Raw genomic sequence first — 20,975 nt, 5'->3', positions numbered from 1 at the left:
TTAAAAATCATGACGAACATTCAAGGATTGGTAGTCATGGGAGATTACTGCATAATCCTCAGGAAAAAAACCGCAAAGGCTGGTGGAATTTCCGTGTATGCAATGAACCTAGCCAGGAGGCTGGGAAAGGTAAAGTTCTCACCCCAGGAAAAGGTTTCGTATTTCTTCTGGCAGTTCATCGTAATTCCTCTCTGGCTCATTAAAAGTAACTGCGAAGTTTACCACCCGGCCGGGCTTATAGAGGGAGTCGTTTTACCTATATTAAAGCCAAGAGCAAAGAAGTACATAACCGTCCACGACCTAATTCCCTTAAAAAGGAAGAGATCAGGAATCCCTGGAATTATAGAGAGGGCAGTTGTAAGGCTGGCCCTCCTCTCCGTGAGAATGTACGATAGGATCTATGCCGTCTCCCACCTCACCAAAATAGATCTAGTTAGGAGAGGAATCCCTGAAGACAAAATCAAGGTAATCTATCAGGGGATAGATGAGAAATTCCTAAGCCCCGTCAAGGGCAAAAGCGGAGAAACTTTCAATGTTGGGTACATATCCAGGATGGAAGGGTACAAGAGGCACGAGCTCCTCTTCGATCTATTTCTTGACTACAGGAACCCGAATGCCAGGCTGTACCTCGGAGGATCTGGGGAGCTCTTCGACAGGATAAAGGAAAAGGCGGCGAAGGATATGAGAGTTAGGGTTCTCGGATTCGTGCCAGATGACAAAATCGTTGAATTCTATGACAACCTAGACGTTTACGTGCATCCATCAAAGTACGAAGGATGGGGATTGCCGATAATAGAAGCAATGGCCAGAGGAAAGCCGGTGATAGTCTTCGAGGATTCAGAGATCCCAAGGGAGGTAAGGGGGAGATGCATAGTAATAAGACCAAGTAACCTCCCACGGGTTTTGGAGGAGCTCGAGAAAAACAGAAAACTACTAAGAAAACTGAGCATTAGAGCCAGGAGATTGGCAATGATTATCCTTAAGAAAGGAAGACTGCCTCCCAAAGCCTAACAATCCTATCCCAGGAGTACTTCGCTGCAATCTTTTTTGATGCAGAACCAACGTTGCCCCAGAGCGCCCTTAAGATACCTTTGGCAAAATCCCAAGGATCAAGATTTACAACGAGGCCATTCTTGCCCGGCACTATAAGGTACTTCGAGGCATTCATTCTATGATCAACGGTAATCACGGGAAGGCCAGAGGCATTTGCCTCCAACACTACAATCCCAAATCCCTCCCTCGTTGAAGGAAATGCAAAAACTTTGGAAGCTTTCATGTGTGCTATAACGTCCTCGTACCTTTCAAGGAAGCCGAGGAATCTCACGTTCCCAGATAAGCCTAGAGATTTACTTAGCATCTCCAGCCTAGCCCTCTCGGGACCATCTCCGATTATTATGATCTTCAAATCGGGAATCTCAGTTTTCAAGATCTTCATGGAGTGAAGGAGAAGGTCAACGTTCTTCTCCTTAATGAGCCTCCCCACAAAGATGACATCGGACTTCTCTTCGGCCGGCTTTATGCTCTTTATCCTCTCGTAGTCTATACCGTTTGGAACAACTGGAACATCACTCCTAAGGCCCGCCTTATACAGGTCAAGCTTAGTCTTAACGGAAACGGCAACGTGTTTGTCAGCGAGAGCTATGAGACCTTTCTCAATGATCTTCCCAAAATTGCCAAGGAAGCCAAGATATTCCTCCCAGTAATCTCCCCAGAATTCATGCCAAGTTATGAATACGTTCTCCTTATTAAGAATTTTAAGGGAATAAGCGGGAAAGTATGGAGCGGCCTGGCAGTCTATCACATCAAACCTTTCCCTTTTCATAGCCCTAAGTAGTTTCAAAGAATGAAGGAGCGGAGGGAGGATGCTCCTCCTGCCGCCCGCGTACAGGCTTTTAAGCTTTACAGTTCCATGGTAAAATATCCCCTCTCTCTCGATGACCTCAGGCCCATCCCAGAGCTTGTAGCCGTAAACGTGAACCTCATGCCTCCTAGCTAATCTAACCGCAAGCTCGTGGATTCTCTTCTCAACACCCCCCTTCACCCAAGGGTATATTACATCGTACACGAAGGCTATCCTGATTATTCACACCTCCTCAAGGCCTCAACGATCTTATTAACGACATCTAAGGCGGTAAAGGCTTCCCCCTTCTCCTCCTTGACCAGATCCCCTGCGTAGCCAACGAGGAATGCCCCTGCTTGGGCCGCCCTTAGGGGTTCATTGCCCAAAGCCAAAAATGCCCCAACAACTCCTGCAAGAACGTCGCCTGTTCCTCCCGTGGTCATGCCCCTGTTTCCAGTTCTATTGTAGTACCATCCCCTTCCATCGCTTATAATATCGTAAGGCCCCTTAAGTAACACCACAACATCCGATTCTCTAGCTTTCTCCATAACGAGCTTAGCTTTCTCTTCAAGTGAACCCTCTGGCCTAACTCCAAACAGCCTGTAGAACTCTCCGGCATGTGGAGTCAGCACCGCTTTCTTCCCCTTTACCAATGATAAATCTTCAGCTACAACCTTTAAAGCGTCAGCATCTATAACTATAGGCTTATCGCACCTCCTGAGGAACTCCTTAACGAACTCTTTGGTTTCTTCACTCGTCCCGATTCCAGGACCTAGAACTATGGCATCTACCCTCTCGGCAAGCTCCAGTGCCATATTGAGATGCTCAGGACTTAGATTCCTACCTTTAGCTTCCCTAACTATCAGATTCGGATCTGTAATTTTCCTCGCAACGGTCTCGGGGGTTAGCAGGAACACCAAATCAACCAGGTAGCTTGCGGCCTTAGCTGCCAGGTAAGGTGCTCCATAATAGTTTTCACTACCACCAATCACGAGCAACTTCCCGTTCTGGCCCTTGTGCTCACCTTTCCTTCTGAACGCGAACTTGACGTGGGCTGGGCCAACTAAATGGTACAGCTCCCTGGGGTAGCCTATCTTCACTATAACCCTCTCAAAGTCCCTAAATTCTTCCTTGTCCCACTGGAATGTAACCGCGAAGTCGCACTTCACCCTTACCTCAGAAGGATAACCGCTTGGCAGGTCAATGCTCACTATCTTAGCTTTGCCAGAGTACTCGTTTATCTTCTCTATTGCCGACCTTATCGGTTCTCTAGGCTCGCCCTTCGTTCCGGCCCCAAGAAGGGCGTCAACTATCACGTCAAAATTAGAGAGATCAAGGCTTCTTATCTGGCTTGAGTCTTTTAGTATCTCTACTTTTACAAACTCCAAGTTCTTTAGTATATTCCAGTTGAGCTTAGCTTCTTCGCTCCTTATCTTTGCCTCATCCCCCACGAGAAATACCGTAACGTCATTCTCAAAGCTTAAGTGTCTTGCAGCAACGAAGCCATCCCCGCCGTTGTTTCCGGTTCCACAGAAGACGGCAACTTTAAGGCCCTTTCCAAACCTATCCTCTATGACTCGGGCAACTCCAGCTCCCGCATTTTCCATTAGCTGGAAGGGAGTTATTCCAAGCCACTTAGCATTTATGTCCCATATGTAAACATCTTCGATCCTCATACTCATCCCCCAGAATAAGATACCCGGGGAGAACTTTAGGGTTTTTGCTATCTAGTCTAGTTATGTCAAAGAAAAGTAAGGAAAGCAAATATCAAAGAGATAAAAGCCTAGATACGGCATACTTGAGTATACCACCATGCCTGATGTACTCTACCTCAATTGGAGTCTCAAGCCTGACTATTGCCTCGAATTCAACGGTTTTCCCTGGTTTTCTCGCAATAACTTTCACGGTCTTTCCTGGGTACAGATCATCAAGGCCTATTATGTCGTAAACCTCGCTACCGTCAAGCTCCTTCCTCACCGAGGGATCCTTGAACTGTAACGGAAGAATTCCCATACCCACGAGGTTGCTCCTGTGTATCCTCTCGAAGCTCTCAGCAATTACGGCCTTAACTCCCAACAATGCGGGCCCCTTAGCGGCCCAGTCCCTGCTGCTCCCAACTCCGTACTGCTTCCCCGCTATAATTATGACCGGAATGCCCTCCTGCTTGTACCTCATCGCGGCATCATAAACGCTCATCTCCTCCCCGGTCGGCCAGTAAATTGTTTTGAACCTTGCAAATGTTCCGCGCATCATCACTTCATGATTTCCACGCCTTGCTCCGTAGGTATGCAAATTATCAACACCGAGTTCTCTGAGATATTTCCCTGCTGGACTTTCAGGATCTATCTTGCCAGCGGGACTTATGTCATCCGTGCTAATCCTATCGCCCAGGAATACGAGAACCCTAGCTCCCTTTATATCTCCCTTCAGGGGCTCAAGCTCGAAGAAGGGCGGCTTCCTTATGTAACTCGATTTATCATCCCACTCGAACAGCTCTCCTTCGTTCGCCTTTATCATGTCCCAGTAGGGGCTCTCGAAGAGGTTGGAGTAGATTTCCTTGAACATCTCCTCCCCGACGATCTTCTCCAGCCCCTTGATCTCTTCTCTGGTGGGCATGATGTCTCTAAGGTACACTGGCTTCCCGTTTGGATCGTAAGCCAATGGCTCCCTCTCAAAGTCAATGTTTATCCTTCCAGCTATCGCGAAAGCCACCACGAGAGGAGGACTCGCGAGGTATGTATGTTCTATGAGCGGATTTACTCTCCTCCGGAAGTTTCTGTTTCCGCTAATTACAGCTGTAGCAACTAACCCTTCACCGATGGCCTCTTCAACCTCCCTCTTAAGCGGCCCGCTGTTGCCTATACAGCTTGCACACGCGAAGCCGTTGACGTGAAAGCCTAAGGCTTCAAGGTAGCTCATCAAGCCGAGGTTTTCTAGGTACTTAACCACGACCCTGCTTCCTGGGGTGAAACTGGTCTTAACCCAGGGCTTAACCTTTAAGCCCCTTTCAACGGCCTTCTTGGCCAGCAGAGCTGCAGCAAGAATGTTGAAGGGATTGGATGTGTTCGTACAGCTGGCTATCGCAGCTAAAGCTACAATTCCGTCTTCAACCTCGTGCTCTCCCTCCAAAACTATCTTAACTTTTTTCTTGGGCTTGAAGCTCTCCTTCAGTTTCTTCAAAGGAATTCTGTCCTCGGGATGGGTTGGGCCTGCCACGGAAGGTTCGACCTTCGAGAGATCAATCTTAACCACGTCATCGTACTTAGGTTCCTCCTCCCTGAACATCAGGTTGAGCTTAGCGTACTTCTCCACTAGCTTAGCCTTCTTCTTCCCCCTCGTGAGCTCTATGAACCTTATCGTTTCCCCATCTATCGGGAAGTAACCTACTGTCGCCCCATTCTCAGGCGTCATGTTCGCTATAACTGCCCTGTCGAATGCCGAGAGGGCCTCAAGGTTTCCCGTATACTCAAGGAACTTCCCAACTACTCCCTTCTTCCTCAGCTTCTCCGTTATTGTGAGGACTATATCAGTTGGCGTTACCTCTGGACTCGGTTCGCCCTCTAGAACAACTCCAACGACCTCGGGAACCCTCATGTAGTAGGGCTGGCCCAGTAAAGCTGCCTCGGCCTCTATCCCTCCAACTCCCCACCCGAGAACTCCAATGCCGTTAACCATCGGAGTGTGGCTGTCTGTCCCTAGCACCGTGTCAGGATACGCCAAGCCGTTCTCGTAGAATACTATTCTGGCGAGGTGCTCCACATTTATCTGGTGTATGATGCCCTTCCCTGGGGGAACCACTCGGAAGTTCTTAAAGGCCTTTGAGGCCCACTTCAAAAGGGAGTATCTCTCCTTATTCGCGTTCAGCTCGGCCTTCATGTTCTCCTCCAGAGAATACTTGGTTCCATGATAAAGAACGATCAGGGAGTGGTCTATAACCAGCTCTACCGGTATCTCTGGATTAACCTTTGAGGGATCCCCACCCTTCTCGGCGACGTAGTCCCTCATTGCAGCAAGATCAACAACTGCAGGAACTCCAGTATAGTCCTGCATTATTATCCTCGCAGGGTAGAACGGGATCTCACCCTTCCTCTCAAATATGTTCGCTAGGTGCTCCTCGGTAACTATTCCGTTGTTGAGGTGCCTTAGGACATTCTCAACCAAAATCCTGAGGGAGTATGGAAGGGAATGAACGTCATAGTCCAGCTTATTCAAGCTGTAAAACTTTATTCCATCCTTCTCCTCCAGGTACATTACAATCCCTCCATGGCCTTTATAACTTCCTCGGCAAACTCTTCGGTCTTCAAGGCCTTCTCTCCGGGCTTAGCCAAATCTGCAGTAACTTTCCCGCTCTCTATTGTCTTCCTCAGGGCTTTCCTTATCAGCTCCGTTGCCTCGATCCACCCCATGTACTCCAGAAGCAGTGCAACGCTTAGGATTGCTGCTGAAGGATTAGCTATCCCCTTCCCCGCTATATCCGGAGCGGTCCCGTGAACGGGCTCAGCCAAGGCTATGTAGTCACCGAGGTTAAGGCCGGAGGCCATTCCAACGCCACCAACCAAGGCAGCGGCGGCATCGCTGATGTAGTCACCGTTGAGGTTAGGCGTAACTATGACGTCGTAGGCCCAGGGCTTGATTATTATCTGCTGGAACATGTTGTCGGCTATCCTGTCGTTTACCAGTATCTTCCCGGGCTTCTCCTCCCCAATGCTCACGTACTCAGAGAACTCCTTCTCAGCGACCTCGTAGCACCACTCCCTAAACGCCCCTTCAGTGAACTTCATTATGTTGCCCTTGTGCATTATCGTTACAACCCTCCTCCCCTTATCCACCGCCCACTGGAGGGCCTTCCTCATTATCCTCTGGGTGGCAAACTTTGAGATTGGCTTTAAGCTTAGTCCAGAATCTTCCCTCACCTTTATCCCGAACTCCCTCTCCAAGAACTCGAGAACTTTCCTTGCCTCTTCCGTGAAGGCCTTCCACTCTATTCCGGCATAGACATCCTCGGTGTTCTCCCTGAATATTATGAAGTCAACCTTGTCCGCGTAGGCAAATGGAGTTGGTGCTCCATAGTACTGGACTGGCCTGACGTTGGCGTAGAGGTCGAGAACCTTCCTCAGGGTTACGTTGAGGCTCCTGTGTCCGCTACCAACTGGCGTCTCAAGGGGGCCCTTCAGGGCTAGCTTTACAGTTGCTATTCCTTCTATGGTCTCCTTTGGCAGGAGCTCACCCTTCTCCTTGAGGGCTTTCTTTCCGGCCAAAAGCTCCCACCAGATTATCCCCCTCTTCCCGCCGTATGCAAGCTCAACAGCTCTATCCGCGACCCTTATGGCTACTGGAATGACCTCCCTACCAATTCCGTCGCCCTCTATAACGGCGACAATTGGTTCATCGGGAACTTCGAGCTTCCCACCTCTAACCTCGGCGATTTTACCTTCCTCAGGCAATTTCATCTCGATCACCTCATTTCAACAGGAACGTACTTCTTTCCGATTTCACCCACGTACTGCAACCTAGGCCTTATCAGCCTGTTATGCGAGATGTATTCAGCCAGATGAGCGGTCCAGCCAGCTATTCTACCCATTGCAAATATCGTCGTGTACAGCTCTATTGGAATACCCATTGCGTGGAACACTATTCCCGACCAGTAGTCAACGTTAATGCTAACACCCTTCTTACCCAAATGCTCCAAAACAAGCCTCTCCAGCCTCTCAGCTATCTCATAAAGGGTTTTATCCCCCAACAGTCTAGCGTACTTCTTGAACACCTTTGCCCTGGGGTCATAGGTTTTGTATACCCTATGCCCCGCGCCCATTATCCTCCTCTTCTCCTTTAGTGCGTTGAAGAACCACTCCTCAACTTTCTCCGGGCTGCCGATCTCCATGAACTGCCTTATCGCTCCTTCCACAGCTCCTCCGTGCAGTGGTCCCTTTAAAGCCCCAATTCCAGCCACTATAGCTGAGTAGTAGTCGCTCAGAGTTGAGCCAACCGTCATAACCGTTAGAGTTGAGGCATTTATCTCGTGCTCGGCGTACAGGATTAAGGCAACGTCCATGGCCTTCTCCCATTCTTTCGGTGGTTTTTCACCGTGGAGCATGTAGAGGAAGTTCGCTGCATGACTCAACTTCGTTGACGGTTCAATTGGGTCAAGCCCGTTCTTTATCCTGTACAGGGTTGCAACGATAACAGGAATCTTTGCGGTAACGCTTATTCCCTTTCTGAAGACGTCCTCCGGGGTTGCACTCGGCTCTCCATTTAGGTTCCCCAGAAAAGACACCGCAGTCCTCAGAGCCCCCATTGGATGGGCCGTCTTAGGGATCCTGTACAGGAGATCGAGGAGCTCTTCGGGTAACTTCCTACTCCTTGCAAGCTCCTTGGAGAACTCCTCAAGCTCCTTCTTCGTCGGCAACTCGCCGTACCACAGGAGGAAGGTTACCTCCTCAAAGCTGCTCATCTCGGCTAGCTCCTCTATGCTGTACCCCCTGTAGTACAGCTTCCCCCCAAACCCGTCTATGTAACATATGCTGGATTGATCTATGTAAACATTCTCTAGACCTTTCCCTGAGTTGACCACCGTGTCCCTCACCTCCGAAGGTTTTCGGGCTTCAACAATGCTTATATCATTATTGGATAATTTTTGGTAAATTGTGCAACTATTCTTGACTTTTGTAAAGTATAATTTTGGATAGATGTTTAAAATCAGCGCATTTTATGGGAGTTAAACAAACCCTCTCTAAGATGTGAAAAATTTTTAAAGCAAAAAGGATAGTTTAGAATATTCTCCACAGTCAGTGTACATACATATTCACGGTGCCATTCTCGAACATTATTAGGCGATTTAGCTAACTTTGTCAAAATATTTTAGGCCAGAATAGAAAAATATAAAAGATCTTCCTGTATCACTAAGAGGGACAAAATGGGGAAGGGTAGAGAGCCATGAGGTTCAACGATGATAAGGACTTCTCGGCCTGCGGTATCTTCGGCATAATGGACAGGGCAGGAAGGAGGTTCAGCGGGAAGCTGATAGTTGAAGCAATGTCCCTAATGAAGGTCAGAGGAAATGGTCTAGGGGCGGGCTTTGCAGTCTATGGCCTCTACAAGAAGTTCAAGGACTATTACGCGCTCCACGTGATGCTAGACAATAAGGACGTGAAGGAGAAGGTGTACAATTACATCAGCCAGAACTTCGACATAGTTTACGAGGATGAGATACCCGTGAATGATAAGGCCAACGTAGTTGACCCTCCGAAGTTTGTCAGGTACTTTGTCGCTCCCAGGAAGAGGGGGACGGAGAAGAGCTTGAGCGATGATGACTATGTGATAAAGAAGGTCATGTACGTGAACAGGCACATCGACGGTGCCTACATAATCTCATCCGGAAAGAACATGGGCGTCTTCAAGGGAGTTGGCTTCCCTGAGGACATAGCAGACTTCTTCATGATAGAGGAGTACAGGGGCTACATCTGGACCGCCCACACGAGGTTCCCAACTAATACTCCAGGATGGTGGGGAGGGGCTCACCCCTTCAGCATCCTCGACTGGACCGTCGTCCACAACGGAGAGATAAGCTCCTATGGAACTAACAAGAGGTATCTCGAGATGTTTGGCTACTACAGCACGCTGAAGACGGACACAGAGGTTATGGCATACATATTCGACCTTCTCATGAGGAGGCAGGGGCTTCCAATAGAGGTCGTAGCCAAGATACTCGCTCCCCCTATGTGGGAGGAAATAGAGAGGATGCCCGAAAAGGAGAGGAACTTCTACAAGGCCCTCAGGATGGTCTACTCACCCCTGCTTGTTAACGGACCATGGGCAGTTATAGTTGCGAGGCACGGAGAGATGTTTGGATTAACGGATAGAATCAGGCTGAGGCCATTAACCGCCGCAGAAAAAGGAAGCCTGTTCATGATATCATCCGAAGAGGCTCCAATAAGGTATCTCTTTCCAAAGGTGGATAAGGTTTACACCCCATACGGAGGGGAGCCCATAGTAGCGAGGCTCGAGAGGTGAAATAAGGTGATATCTCACGTTCTTCCCGAGTTCCTCGTTGAGAGGGATGATAAGAGATGTATAAAGTGTGGGGCCTGCGTCTATCAGTGCCCCTTTGGAGTTCACCAGTGGAATGAGGACAAGAGTGACATCCTCATAGACTACACCAAGTGCGTCGGCTGCCAGAGGTGCGTAGTCTTCTGCCCTACGGATGCCCTCATAGTAAGGCCCTACCCGGGAAGCTACAAGCCGAACGCCTACTGGACAAAAGAGGTAATAAGCGACATAAAGAGGCAGTCAGAGGGAGGAGGAGTTCTATTAACTGGAACTGGAAACGATAAGCCGTACAAGGTCTATTTTGACCACATCCTTCTCAATGCCTCCCAAGTGACGAACCCGCCAATTGACCCACTCAGAGAGCCGATAGAGCTCAAGACTTTCATAGGAAGGAAGCCCAGGCAACTCGAAATAGATCCAGAAAATATAGAGATAAAGACCGAAATTCCCCCCAATCTGGAGATAGAAACTCCGATAATGTTCGCGGGAATGAGCTACGGTGCATTAAGCTACAACGCATTCCTCGCGATTGCTATGGCTGCTAAAGAGTTCGGAACGATGTTCAGCACGGGCGAAGGAGGCCTGCCACCAGAGCTGAGGAAGAAGTATGGGGACCACGCGATAGTGCAGGTCGCTAGTGGAAGGTTCGGCGTTGATCCAGACTACCTAAACTCAGCTGCGGCCATAGAGATCAAGATAGGACAGGGAGCAAAGCCCGGAATTGGAGGGCATTTGCCCGGAGAGAAGGTGACGGAGGGAATAGCGAGAACCAGGATGATCCCTCCGGGAACCGATGCTTTGTCTCCAGCACCCCACCATGACATCTACTCGATAGAGGACCTCGCAACTCTAATTCACGCTATAAAGGAGGCAACAAACTACGAAAAGCCAGTGTTTGTTAAGGTTGCTGCCGTTCACAACATAGCGGCAATAGCGAGCGGAATAGCAAGAGCTGGGGCCGATGCAATAGTTATAGACGGCTTCAGGGGAGGAACAGGAGCAACCCCAAAGATAATCAGGGATCACGTTGGAATCCCGATAGAGCTTGCCTTAGCCTCGGTAGACAGAAGGTTAAGGGAAGAGGGGATAAGGCATGAGGTCTCGCTGATAGTTTCCGGAGGGATAAGAAATTCTGCAGATGTAGTGAAGGCAATAGCCCTTGGAGCCGATGCAGTTTACATTGGAACTGCAGCGTTAATTGCGATAGGCTGTACCATGTGCCAGAAGTGCTACACGGGGAAGTGTCCCTGGGGAATAACGACACAAGATCCAGTTTTAATGAGGAGGCTAAGTCCAAAGGCAGCTGCTAAGAGGCTTATCAACCTTCTGAAGGCCTGGAGTCTCGAAATAAAAGAAATGCTCGGTGCAATGGGAATAAATGCAATTGAGAGCTTGAGGGGGAATAGGGACCACCTGAGGGGTATTGGCCTAGAGGATTGGGAGCTTGAAGTTTTAGGAATTAAGGGGGCGGGAGAATGAGTTTGGCTGGAATAGTTAACCCATATTTAGAGAGGGTGAGGCCCATAAAGGATCTCGCGGAATACGTGAAGGTTGAAGGGGAAGTTGCCGAGATAAACGCGAGAGATCTAACGCACAAGGAGGTAAATGACCTAATAAGGGAGTGCGTCATAAGGGGAGCGAGGAAGATAATCCTGAGGAACGTTTTTGGTCAGAGATTTATAGGAACGAGGCTTGCCCTCAACGGGATAAAGGTTGAGATAGAGATACACGGGATCCCAGGAAACGACCTCGGTGCCTTCCTTGCGGGCCACAGAATAGTAGTCTATGGAAACGCCCAAGATGGAGTCGGAAACACCATGGATTCAGGTGAAATAATAGTCCACGGAAGGGCGGGAGACGTAGTTGCAATGAGCATGCGCGGAGGGGAAATATACATCAGGGACACCGTTGGCTACAGGGCGGCGATACACATGAAGGGCTATATGGAGAGGAACCCAGTCCTCGTAATTGGAAAGACAGCCCAAGACTTCCTCGGAGAGTACATGGCCGGAGGAAGGGTTATAGTACTGGGAATTGGAGTTGATAGGCATAAAGCCAGGTACATAGGAACGGGAATGCATGGAGGTAAGATATTCATAAGGGGGAAGGTGGAGGAGTACCAGCTTGCAAAGGAAGTTACGTTCGGGGAGCTTGATAAAGAAGACTGGAAGTTCCTGGAGGAGAAAGTGGGGAAGTTCTGCGAGTACTTCAACTGCGACAAAGATGAGTTGCTGGGGGATAACTTTACCGCCATAATCCCGAAGAGCAAGAGACCCTACGGAGCTTTGTATTCTGGGGAGTGATTTCCTTTTTTCTATGACCCTTACATTTTCTCTGAAAGCCTCGTCCTTTAGGGGATGCAGTAAAAACAACAAACAGCAGTCAGTAGTTAAATCCCGTAACTAGTAGGACTCCGAAGAGGTCACCGTAAAGGGTTTCACGTTACCCTCCAGCATTGGAGGTAGACATTTTTCAAGAACCGCCCTTGAGCAGTTTAAAGCTCCTCCAAGATAATTCCTAGCCATTCAGCGGTAGGATAACTGCCTATACCGGGCCCACAGGCTGAACCTCACCTTGAAGGACCCACAAACCCCCCATCAATGGTGAGGGCACAAACCCTTGCCCTTGTTTGAATGTCCATTTTTATACGTAAAGTTTATAAAGTCAGCACTGAGAGTTAGTATTGGGTCTCGTAGCGGGGTGGGGCAGCTAGGAGTGCCCGCCGGGCTCATAACCCGGAGGTCGGAGGTTCAAATCCTCCCCCCGCTATACATTTATTTTCTGTGGTAATTATTTTCGGAAGATGTTGAGTAATATGCTTGAAGAAAAAGTTCCAGCCTCTCTTGTTTTCGTGGTATGGTGAACCCAACTAGTTCAGCAAACATCGCAACACTTCTCCTCCTGTGAATGCTGATTCTGTAAAGGTCGCTGGTGTACCTGTACTCCTGCCCTCTAATTACAACTTTTGTTCCCTTCTTTCTAGCTAGGTAAACAGTAGAGTGAATTGCCATACCCTCAAGCAACTCCCTACAGAATTCAAGGACATCCTTGTCGTAGTTATCCGCCGTTATACTGGCTTTTTGTGGGTTCTTTTTGCTTATGGAAACGCTCCCCTCGCTATCAAAGAATCCCCGCAGGAATTCCACGGGCCACCTCCTCGCAACTTCAAACAGCTTCTCTCTCGACCCAGTTAGAAACATGTAGAGCTCCTTACTTGTAGCTTCAACGACCCACCTTCCCACTCTTGAAGAATCGTTCTCCCAGTAGATGCTCGGCCTCAACCCAATGCCCTCGAGAGCCTTGGCGAAAGCCTCTGCAAACTCCCTGTCAATGACTTTAAGCCTTATTCTGTACCTATACCTCTCGTCAAGGCTTACGCTCCCATCTCCAAAGTACACACCAACTACATACGCTAATAAAGGCGACTCAAGGTTAATCCTCCTAACCTTCCTTAAGGGATCGCTCTCTCCCTTGCACCACCTAATCACGGTGGCCTTTGAGATCCTAACCCCGTATTCCTCCTCAACGACTTTAGTTATCCCAGAATAGCTCAAACCATCCTCCCTCAACCTTTCCACTTCTTTGCGGATCTCTTCAACCTCCTGGGGAGTCAAATCCCTAAGGACCCTCACAATTAGAACTACTTTAGCTAGTACTTAAGCTTTTAGATGTTGGTAAGCTTTATAACTTCCAACAATAGTTACAAAGGCCTGCGATATAACGGTGGCCGTAGCGGCTCCAGATACCCCATACTTCATTATCAGGATGTAGTTAAGGACGACATTCAGGAGGGCCGTAAACCCGACTATCTTTGTGAACTCTAGCTCCTTTCCGGTTGCATTCATCAAACTCCCTATGAGGGAGTTAAGGAACATGAAGGGAACGGCAATCCCCAGGATCTTGAGAACTGGGATGCTGGGGAGGAATTTGCTCCCCAAGAAAATGCTAATCAGGAGATTTGGAAATACCACTAACCCTCCAGCACCCAGGATTCCCAAACCTAAGAGGGCAAGGTAGGCCTTATTGAACAGCACCCTGACGGTTCCCTTGTTCTCCTCCCACAGCCTCGCCATTGGAGGGAGAATTGTTGGAATAACAATCCCAGGTATCAAAAGAGCAACCTGAACGAACATATAGGCACCCCTATAGATGCCAGTCTCGTAGTTTCCCCTCAGCAGGTTTAGCATCACAACATCAGTCTGATAGTATATCATGGTAAACAGGTTGATCAACCAGAAGGGATACGACTTCCTGATAATCCCAAGCCATTCCCTGGGCCTGAACTCTGGCCTTACGAATCCCGCAAGTTTAACTGTGAAGTATATCCTCATGCTGTCCCTGATTGCATACCCAACTATTAAAGCTCCCACGAAGGCCTTGAGGGATCTAAGATGGTACAAAATTGGAACACCCGTCGCAAAGGCCCACACTCTTTCAGCGATTCTCACTATAGACTCGTACTTCGTAACTTCATGGGCATACATAATTCCGCTGAAGAAGAGAGACACCCAATAAAGAACGGCCTCAGCACCAACTGCCAAGATTAAAAGCTTCACCCAAAGTGGTTTTGGCAGGAAGAACGTTACAACAGCTAGGATTATGAAATTAAGAAATGCTAAGAATATCTTTAAACCCAAAGCCACAGGAACCAAGTCGTGAAGCCTGTTCTTGTCCTTAGATACCTCTTTTGTTATGTAGAAGTTAATACCAAAGTCTGAGAATATCCCCAGGATTCCAACATAGTAGAAAATGAAGGAGTAAAGACCCAGACCTTCCGGGCCTAAAGTCCTTCCCATGACCACTATTATACCATAAGCTAGAACCCTCGAGAGTAGTTCGGCAACAAAAAGCCAGCCAGCGTTTTCTATGAGCTTCCACTTGAGGCTTTTGGCCATCGCTAAAAGAAGAGGAGGAGGGTTAAAAAAGCTACCTCTCCAGCGGATAGTTCGGGGCTTCGTTCGTGATTATTATATCGTGCGGGTGGCTCTCCCGTAATCCCGCAGAGGTTATTATCACGAACTCACCCTTCTCCTTTAACTCCCTAATGTTCCTTGCCCCAACGTAGCCCATTCCTGCCCTTAGACCACCAACTAGTTGGTATAAAACCTCGCTGACAGTTCCCCTGTAGGGGACAACCCCTTCAACGCCCTCGGGAACGAACTTCCTCGTCTTCATGTAGCCCCCTTGGTAGTACCTCTCCGCGCCTCCCTTCATCATTGCCCCTAGAGATCCCATTCCCCTGTACTGCTTGTACTTCCTTCCATTTATTATAACTTCCTTTCCTGGGGCCTCCTTTGTTCCCGCTAAAAGGTTACCTAGCATTACCGCGTCTGCTCCTGCCGCAATAGCTTTGACTATATCCCCAGAGTACTTTATCCCCCCATCCGCTATAACGTACAACCCATACTCTTGAGCTCTGTCAGCAACCATTGCAATGGCCGTTATCTGAGGTACTCCGACTCCTGCGACAACTCTAGTTGTACATATGCTTCCCGGTCCAATTCCGACCTTAACGGCATCGGCAAAAGTTAGGTCATCTACGGCCTTCGGATTTGCTATGTTCCCAACTATGAAGTCTGCATCGACCTTGGCCCTCATCTCCTTCATTGCCTTTATCGCCTTGAGGTTGTGGGCGTGTGCTGTATCAACAACTATAACATCAACTCCAGCCTTGTCAAGCGCCACTGCCCTCTTTATATCGAAGGGGCTTACGGCTGCAGCAACTAGCAGCTCACCGTTTTCATCCCTCACTGCATTCTTGTATTTCTTCCTCGCAACTAAGTCGCTCATGGTTATGAGGCCGATGAGCTTCCCTTCCTCGTTGACGACTGGTAGCCTTTCTATCCTGTTCTCCATCATTATCTTCAATGCTTCCTCAACGTCAACGTTCTCAGGGACTGTTATCACGTCCTTCGTCATCAGCTCTCTGACGGTTCTGCCCTCCCTTGCGGCGATATCCGTCTTGCTTATTATTCCGACTACCTTTCCATCTTCAACCACTGGCAAGCCGTCGATGTCGTGCTTTTCCATGAGGAACAGTGCGAACTCCACGGTTTCATCTGGACTTATTGTGATTACGTCCTCAACTATGAACCTTTCAGCTTTCTTCACCCTCTTTACCTGCTCGACCTGCTCCTCTATGCTCATGTTCCTGTGTATAACTCCTAAGCCACCCTCTCTCGCCATTGCCACTGCCATTTCCCATTCAGTCACTGTATCCATCGCCGCGCTCAGAATTGGGATGTTCAGCTTTATGTTGGGGGTAATCTGCGTAGAAACGTCCACATCTTTTGGTTCAACCTCTGTGGCCTGGGGAATCAGGAGAACATCATCAAACGTATATCCCCTAATTGCATTCTCGAGCTTCTCAATGAATTTTCCCATCTTTTCTCTCCTCCTCACCCTTTTTGAGGAAGTAATTTATGAATATAAAAATCTTTAGGGCAATCTTTAAATATACATTTTTACCCAGTATTGAGTAAGAGGTGACAAAAATGATACACATACTCGAGGAGTACTTCAAGAACTACCCAGCAAGGAGGAAGGTCGTGGAGTTCCTTTGGAACGCTGGACTGTCAGTGAGGGATGGTAAAGTATACATCAAAGATGTTGAGGTCCCCATAACTGGAATAGCTCAGGCCACTGGAGTGAACAGGAAGATAGTCTACCACACTATAGAATACATAGAATCCAAGCCCGCCTTGAAGATACTCTTCGAGAACCTCTCCCCGAAGTCGAGCTTAATTTCAATAGCCCCCCTTATGGGGTGGGAGGTGCTTGAGCTTACAATACAGAAGGGATCCTACGAGAGGGTTCTCGCAAAGGTACTTCAGATTTTGGCCGAGAAGAGGATTAGGGTGGTGGAGATATTTGGTAGCAATCCTTATGAGGACAAGAGTAAAGCTTACCTCGTGATAGAAGGGGTTCTCCCCTTTGAAGTTATAGCCTCCATGAGAACCGAAGGAGCACTTGAAAAGATAGTCATCCACACGCCAGAGAGGAATAAAGAGAGGATGATATGCCCAAAGTGTGAGGTCAAGTACTGCCCCAGGAAGGTAATCTTCACCCCAGGATCCTGAATCCCCTTTCTCCCTTGGGTTCTTCCCACTGTATCTCCACCCTGGTAACCCTGGCCAGTGGGGGCCCTTGATGGGCCCATCCTATTAACGCCTCAACTCTCTCCTCTTCACCCTCAAGCACGGCCTCAACGCTCCCATCAGGTAAGTTCCTCACCCAGCCATTTACGCCAAGCTTCCTTGCTTCTCTCTGCATGCTCCACCTGAAGCCGACCCCCTGAACCCTGCCGTATATTCTTAGGTGAGCCCTAACTATTGCCATAGCTCCTCCCACCTATACATCCCTCGAGATGCTTAAGATATTTTCCTGAGCTCCACCCTCAGCTCCTCCAAGTCTATTACCACATAGTACCCACGAGAGAGAGGGCCAGGATTGACGGCTATCGTTTTTCCTATCCTCTCCACGCCTCTGCCCTCGTGGATATGGCCGCAGATGCATAAAGGAGGCTGACTCTCTTCGATAAACTTCCTCAGCCCCCTACTGCCTGCATGAACTCCAGAGAAAGTCTTGTCTAGCTTCGTACCGTACGGAGGAGCGTGAGTCAGAATAACGTCTCCTTCCCTGTAGTTCCTCCTTAGGGACCCGTAGATTTCTTCATCCGAAAACTCCCATATCGTCGAAAACGGTGTGACGTTTGAGCCGCCGAATCCAACTATTCCCACGCCCCCAATTTCAACTCTCTTATTGTGGACACTTATCCCAAGCCTCTCCAACGTTTCAAGGACATCCCTTCCATCGCAGTTTCCCATGACCGCCAAGATCGGCTTTCCGGCTTCGAGAAGGGGGGACAGTATTTTTTCAGCCTCTTTCCCATTGCTGAAGTGGGTTATGTCTCCAGCCACTAGGATTAAATCAAAATCATCAGCTTGCCTTGCTAATGCCTTAACTCCTTGGTAGCTCCCGTGTATATCAGTTATAGCGAGGATTCTCATTTTATCACCCTAAAAATCTCAGCATGGCCAATTATAAGCCTTAAGCTTAAAAGGTGAAATTTTCTTCATAAATATGGTGGTGGACTTGGGGTGGAGAGAAGAGCTGAGGAAGGAAGGTTTTCTAGATGTTGGAGACTTCATAATCGAGTTAATTTATGTTAACTGCCCCTGCGAGCCGATTCCACCAGCTCTAGCCATATACGACAAGAAGGAGAACGAGTGGTATAGGGTTGACGAGATAACGGAGGCAAACAATTACACCGAAGCCTGTGACTGGGCCATCGAAGTTATAGAGAGAATAAGGAATGGAGAGGAGGTCAAGATAGTAAGTCTGGATGGGCCGGCTCCGCCAAAAGTAATTGCGAAGTTAAGGAAGACTCTCCAAAAATTGCTTGATTAATGTTAAAATTACCACCCAATATTGAGAAGATTAAACTAGAACTTGCCAAAAGATTTATAAGGGTATTAGATGTGCACCTCGGTAAGGGAACTAATGAAGTACGATGTCGTTATAATAGGTGCCGGTCCTGCAGGCCTTTTTGCGGCTTATGAACTTGCCGAGAAAAGCAATCTGAGAATTCTAATTATTGAAGAGGGCGGAGACGTAGACCAGAGAGTCTGCCCAATGTACGAGCTCGGCTACTGTGTCGGATGCAAGCCCTGCCACATAATGAGCGGTGTTGGAGGAGCTGGAGGACTAAGTGATGGAACTGTTAACCTAAGACCCGACATCGGTGGGGATCTTACGGAGTTAACTAACGATGAGAACTATTCTTGGCAACTCGTTTGGGAGGTAGATCAGATCTTACTTAAGCATGGGGCCCCCAGGAATCTGTACAAAGGAGATCCCGATCAAATTAGGTATTGGGAAAGAAGGGCAGCTCAGGCAGGAGTTAAGTTCATCCCAATAATTCAGAGGCACATCGGTAGCGATCACACCCCTAAGGTAATTAAAAGCATCAAGCAGTACTTAGAGAGCAAGGGAGTAAAGTTCATGCTCTGGACTAAGGCCTTGGAGTTCAACAGGGGCTGGGTTAAGGTTCAGAGGGGTAAAGATATCTTCACGATAGAGGCCAAGTACATAATCGTGGCCCCGGGAAGGGGAGGAGCAGAGTGGTTCCATGATGTTGCAAAGAAGATAGGGCTAAAAGCGAGGCATGGACCAATAGACGTTGGAGTTAGAGTTGAGGTCCCGGCAATTATCATGGAGCCGATAACGAGCATAAACCACGATCCCAAGTTCCACATCTATACAGATACTTATGATGACTTCGTGAGGACTTTCTGTACTAATCCATACGGCTTCGTAGTAGAGGAGAAGTACGACAGCTACGTTGGCGTTAACGGACACTCAATGAGGGAGAAGAAGAGCAACAACACGAACTTCGCCTTTCTAACTAGGATAGAGCTTACCGAGCCCGTGGAAGATACAACGGCTTACGGAAGGAGTATAGCTCAACTAGCAACAACAATAGGTGGAGGGAAGCCCATAATCCAGCGTTTAGGTGATTTAAGAAGAGGAAGAAGGAGCACATGGTCAAGAATAAGGAAGAGCGACGTAGAGCCAACACTTAAGCACGTAACCCCAGGAGATATAGCCATGGCCCTGCCTCACAGGGTTGTCACTAACATAATTGAGGGTCTTGAGAAGCTCGACAAGGTAATTCCCGGGGTTGCAAGCGATCATACCCTCCTCTACGCCCCAGAGATAAAGTACTATGCAATGAAGGTCGAAGTGAACGAGCTGCTTGAAACGAGCATAGAAAACGTATTCGCCGCGGGAGATGGGGCCGGGTTGAGCAGGGACATCGTCAACGCTGCGGCAACTGGAATCATGGCTGCGAGAGGAATACTTGTGAAGGAGGGCCTCTTCAATCTCAAGGACTTTAAGAAGCCCGGGAACTGGAAGCAGAAGATAGAAAGCCTAGAGCCAGAATCACTTTGAAAACGCCCACTTGAGAAGGAATGGAGTAATTAATGTTGTTACAACTACCATAGTCACGGGAATAGCGAACAATCCCCTATCGAACACTCCCTCCCTAAGGGCTATGTTTGCCATGATTAAAGCTACTTCCATCCTGGGGACCATTCCAACCCCTACTTGAAGGGCTTCAACGGGCTTGAACTTCATCATTAGCGCCCCAATTCCACATCCAATTACTTTACTTATTATCGCAACCAGCGAGTACAGGCCAGCAAAGAGTCCTGCATGGAGCAAAACGGTTATGTCACTCTCTATCCCTATGCTGACCAAGAATATCGGGATGAATAGGGAGTAGCCTATGGTTATCATCCTGTCCGTTATCTTCTTTGCCTCCTCGGTAGTTGCAACTAATATCCCCGCGAGGTAAGCCCCGGTGATCCCAGCTATCTGGAACTTTTCAGCCAGATAAGCGAAGAAGAGCATTATAGCTAGGGCGAAAGCTGTTACGGTTTCTGGAAGGGTTATCCTCTCGGAGACCTTTAATGCCTCTCTAATTGCAGGGTGCCCCAGGAATATGCCAGCGAGGAAGAACAGGGCAACTTCAACGAGAATTATTATAACGTCAAGCACCCTCACGCTTCCCCTCACGTTCATTGCAACCAATATCGTTAGGATCATTATTCCCAGGATGTCATCAACTACTGCCGCCGCAAGTATCGTAGTCCCAACTTTCGTCCTCAGCTTCTTCATCTCCATTAGAATGCTCGTTGTCAAGCCAACACTCGTAGCCGTTAGTATTCCTCCCAAGAAGAGGGACTGAATATCAGTAAAGCCGAAAGCCAGCCCGAGAACGTAGCCCAAAAGGAGGGGGAAGAAAACACCCATTACAGCTATGATAAAGGCCGAGAGACCAACGTGCTTGAACTCCTCAACATCGGTTTCAAGTCCAGCCAAGAATAGGAGGATTATAACGCCAAGCTCTGCAAGCAGCCTCACCTCGGGGCCGTAAGAAACGAGGTCGAGAAGGGAGGGCCCTATTATTATCCCCCCAATGAGCTGGCCAAGTGCAGCCGGAAAACCGAGCCTAAGTGAGATGTATCCAAAGACCTTCGCAATTATTAGGATCAGGGCCAATTCTAGGAATACGTCCATACAA

General features: G+C 48.5%; 18 protein-coding genes and 1 tRNA gene. 8 read left to right on the top strand and 11 right to left on the bottom strand.

Annotation, left to right across the window (positions count from 1 at the left end):
* Positions 1 to 9: 9 nt before the first annotated feature.
* Positions 10 to 1,011 carry a glycosyltransferase family 4 protein gene (locus A3L04_RS02625; protein WP_231963844.1) on the top strand — a complete coding sequence of 334 codons (1,002 nt, stop codon included), beginning with the start codon at positions 10 to 12 and terminating at the stop codon, positions 1,009 to 1,011.
* On the opposite strand, the gene A3L04_RS02620 is transcribed toward A3L04_RS02625, so the two are convergent.
* The 5 genes from A3L04_RS02620 to A3L04_RS02600 form a co-directional block, all read right to left on the bottom strand.
* Positions 980 to 2,065, bottom strand: a complete 1,086-nt coding sequence (locus tag A3L04_RS02620) for a glycosyltransferase family 4 protein (protein WP_231963843.1) — start codon at positions 2,063 to 2,065, stop codon at positions 980 to 982. The genes A3L04_RS02625 and A3L04_RS02620 overlap by 32 nt on opposite strands.
* Before the next feature lie 14 nt (positions 2,066 to 2,079).
* Positions 2,080 to 3,516: a bifunctional ADP-dependent NAD(P)H-hydrate dehydratase/NAD(P)H-hydrate epimerase gene (locus tag A3L04_RS02615; protein ID WP_068576451.1), complete on the bottom strand. Its 1,437-nt coding sequence runs from the start codon at positions 3,514 to 3,516 to the stop codon at positions 2,080 to 2,082.
* Positions 3,517 to 3,607: 91 nt separating this feature from the next.
* On the bottom strand, positions 3,608 to 6,091 hold the full coding sequence (gene acnA, locus A3L04_RS02610) for an aconitate hydratase AcnA (RefSeq protein ID WP_068576450.1): 2,484 nt from the start codon (positions 6,089 to 6,091) through the stop codon (positions 3,608 to 3,610).
* Entirely contained in the window at positions 6,091 to 7,290 is a 1,200-nt protein-coding gene (locus A3L04_RS02605; RefSeq protein WP_172799780.1) for an NADP-dependent isocitrate dehydrogenase, read from the bottom strand. The genes acnA and A3L04_RS02605 overlap by 1 nt, the downstream gene beginning before the upstream one ends.
* A 5-nt stretch (positions 7,291 to 7,295) precedes the next feature.
* Positions 7,296 to 8,423: a citrate/2-methylcitrate synthase gene (locus A3L04_RS02600; RefSeq protein ID WP_269451360.1), complete on the bottom strand. Its 1,128-nt coding sequence runs from the start codon at positions 8,421 to 8,423 to the stop codon at positions 7,296 to 7,298.
* 350 nt (positions 8,424 to 8,773) lie between these two features.
* Here A3L04_RS02600 and A3L04_RS02595 point away from each other — a divergent pair, with 350 nt between their 5' ends.
* From A3L04_RS02595 to A3L04_RS02580, 4 genes are all read left to right on the top strand, one after another.
* The gene (locus A3L04_RS02595) at positions 8,774 to 9,850 is read left to right on the top strand and encodes a class II glutamine amidotransferase (protein ID WP_068576447.1); all 1,077 of its coding nucleotides are present in this window, start codon (positions 8,774 to 8,776) and stop codon (positions 9,848 to 9,850) included.
* Positions 9,851 to 9,856: 6 nt separating this feature from the next.
* Positions 9,857 to 11,365 carry a glutamate synthase-related protein gene (locus A3L04_RS02590; RefSeq protein ID WP_068576445.1) on the top strand — a complete coding sequence of 503 codons (1,509 nt, stop codon included), beginning with the start codon at positions 9,857 to 9,859 and terminating at the stop codon, positions 11,363 to 11,365.
* Positions 11,362 to 12,189, top strand: a complete 828-nt coding sequence (locus tag A3L04_RS02585; RefSeq protein WP_068576443.1) for a GltB/FmdC/FwdC-like GXGXG domain-containing protein — start codon at positions 11,362 to 11,364, stop codon at positions 12,187 to 12,189. The genes A3L04_RS02590 and A3L04_RS02585 overlap by 4 nt, the downstream gene beginning before the upstream one ends.
* Positions 12,190 to 12,580: 391 nt before the next feature.
* Positions 12,581 to 12,655, top strand: a tRNA-Met gene (locus A3L04_RS02580).
* A 5-nt stretch (positions 12,656 to 12,660) separates the two neighbouring features.
* On the opposite strand, the gene A3L04_RS02575 is transcribed toward A3L04_RS02580, so the two are convergent.
* The 3 genes from A3L04_RS02575 to guaB are packed head-to-tail and all read right to left on the bottom strand — an operon-like array spanning position 12,661 to position 16,270.
* Complete coding sequence (locus A3L04_RS02575; RefSeq protein WP_068576442.1) at positions 12,661 to 13,518, bottom strand: LAGLIDADG family homing endonuclease; 858 nt, start codon at positions 13,516 to 13,518, stop codon at positions 12,661 to 12,663.
* A 24-nt stretch (positions 13,519 to 13,542) separates the two neighbouring features.
* On the bottom strand, positions 13,543 to 14,781 hold the full coding sequence (locus A3L04_RS02570) for a flippase (RefSeq protein WP_068576439.1): 1,239 nt from the start codon (positions 14,779 to 14,781) through the stop codon (positions 13,543 to 13,545).
* 31 nt (positions 14,782 to 14,812) lie between these two features.
* Positions 14,813 to 16,270 carry an IMP dehydrogenase gene (gene guaB, locus A3L04_RS02565; RefSeq protein WP_068576437.1) on the bottom strand — a complete coding sequence of 486 codons (1,458 nt, stop codon included), beginning with the start codon at positions 16,268 to 16,270 and terminating at the stop codon, positions 14,813 to 14,815.
* A gap of 110 nt (positions 16,271 to 16,380) precedes the next feature.
* Here guaB and A3L04_RS02560 point away from each other — a divergent pair, with 110 nt between their 5' ends.
* A complete protein-coding gene (locus A3L04_RS02560) occupies positions 16,381 to 16,965 on the top strand; it encodes a regulator of amino acid metabolism, contains ACT domain protein (RefSeq protein WP_068576433.1) in 585 nt (194 codons plus the stop codon).
* On the opposite strand, the gene A3L04_RS02555 is transcribed toward A3L04_RS02560, so the two are convergent.
* Both A3L04_RS02555 and A3L04_RS02550 read right to left on the bottom strand, forming a co-directional pair.
* The gene (locus A3L04_RS02555) at positions 16,949 to 17,224 is read right to left on the bottom strand and encodes an acylphosphatase (protein WP_068576432.1); all 276 of its coding nucleotides are present in this window, start codon (positions 17,222 to 17,224) and stop codon (positions 16,949 to 16,951) included. The genes A3L04_RS02560 and A3L04_RS02555 overlap by 17 nt on opposite strands.
* Positions 17,225 to 17,256: 32 nt before the next feature.
* On the bottom strand, positions 17,257 to 17,895 hold the full coding sequence (locus A3L04_RS02550; protein ID WP_068576431.1) for a metallophosphoesterase: 639 nt from the start codon (positions 17,893 to 17,895) through the stop codon (positions 17,257 to 17,259).
* Between the two features lie 73 nt (positions 17,896 to 17,968).
* Here A3L04_RS02550 and A3L04_RS02545 point away from each other — a divergent pair, with 73 nt between their 5' ends.
* Positions 17,969 to 18,295, top strand: coding sequence for a hypothetical protein (locus tag A3L04_RS02545; RefSeq protein WP_231963842.1), 327 nt, complete (start codon positions 17,969 to 17,971; stop codon positions 18,293 to 18,295).
* A gap of 93 nt (positions 18,296 to 18,388) precedes the next feature.
* On the top strand, positions 18,389 to 19,840 hold the full coding sequence (locus A3L04_RS02540; protein ID WP_172799796.1) for an NAD(P)/FAD-dependent oxidoreductase: 1,452 nt from the start codon (positions 18,389 to 18,391) through the stop codon (positions 19,838 to 19,840).
* Here A3L04_RS02540 and A3L04_RS02535 read toward each other — a convergent pair.
* Positions 19,832 to 20,971 (bottom strand): cation:proton antiporter, encoded by a 1,140-nt coding sequence (locus A3L04_RS02535; RefSeq protein ID WP_068576426.1) that lies wholly within the window; start codon positions 20,969 to 20,971, stop codon positions 19,832 to 19,834. The two genes, A3L04_RS02540 and A3L04_RS02535, sit on opposite strands and share 9 nt — an antisense overlap.
* Between the last annotated feature and the right edge of the window lie 4 nt (positions 20,972 to 20,975).

It is taken from the genome of Thermococcus chitonophagus (genome assembly GCF_002214605.1).
In the GTDB taxonomy this organism is placed as follows: Archaea; Methanobacteriota_B; Thermococci; order Thermococcales; family Thermococcaceae; genus Pyrococcus; species Pyrococcus chitonophagus.
Note: the sequence above shows the minus strand (reverse complement) of the source record. Positions and strands in the feature narration are given on the sequence as shown.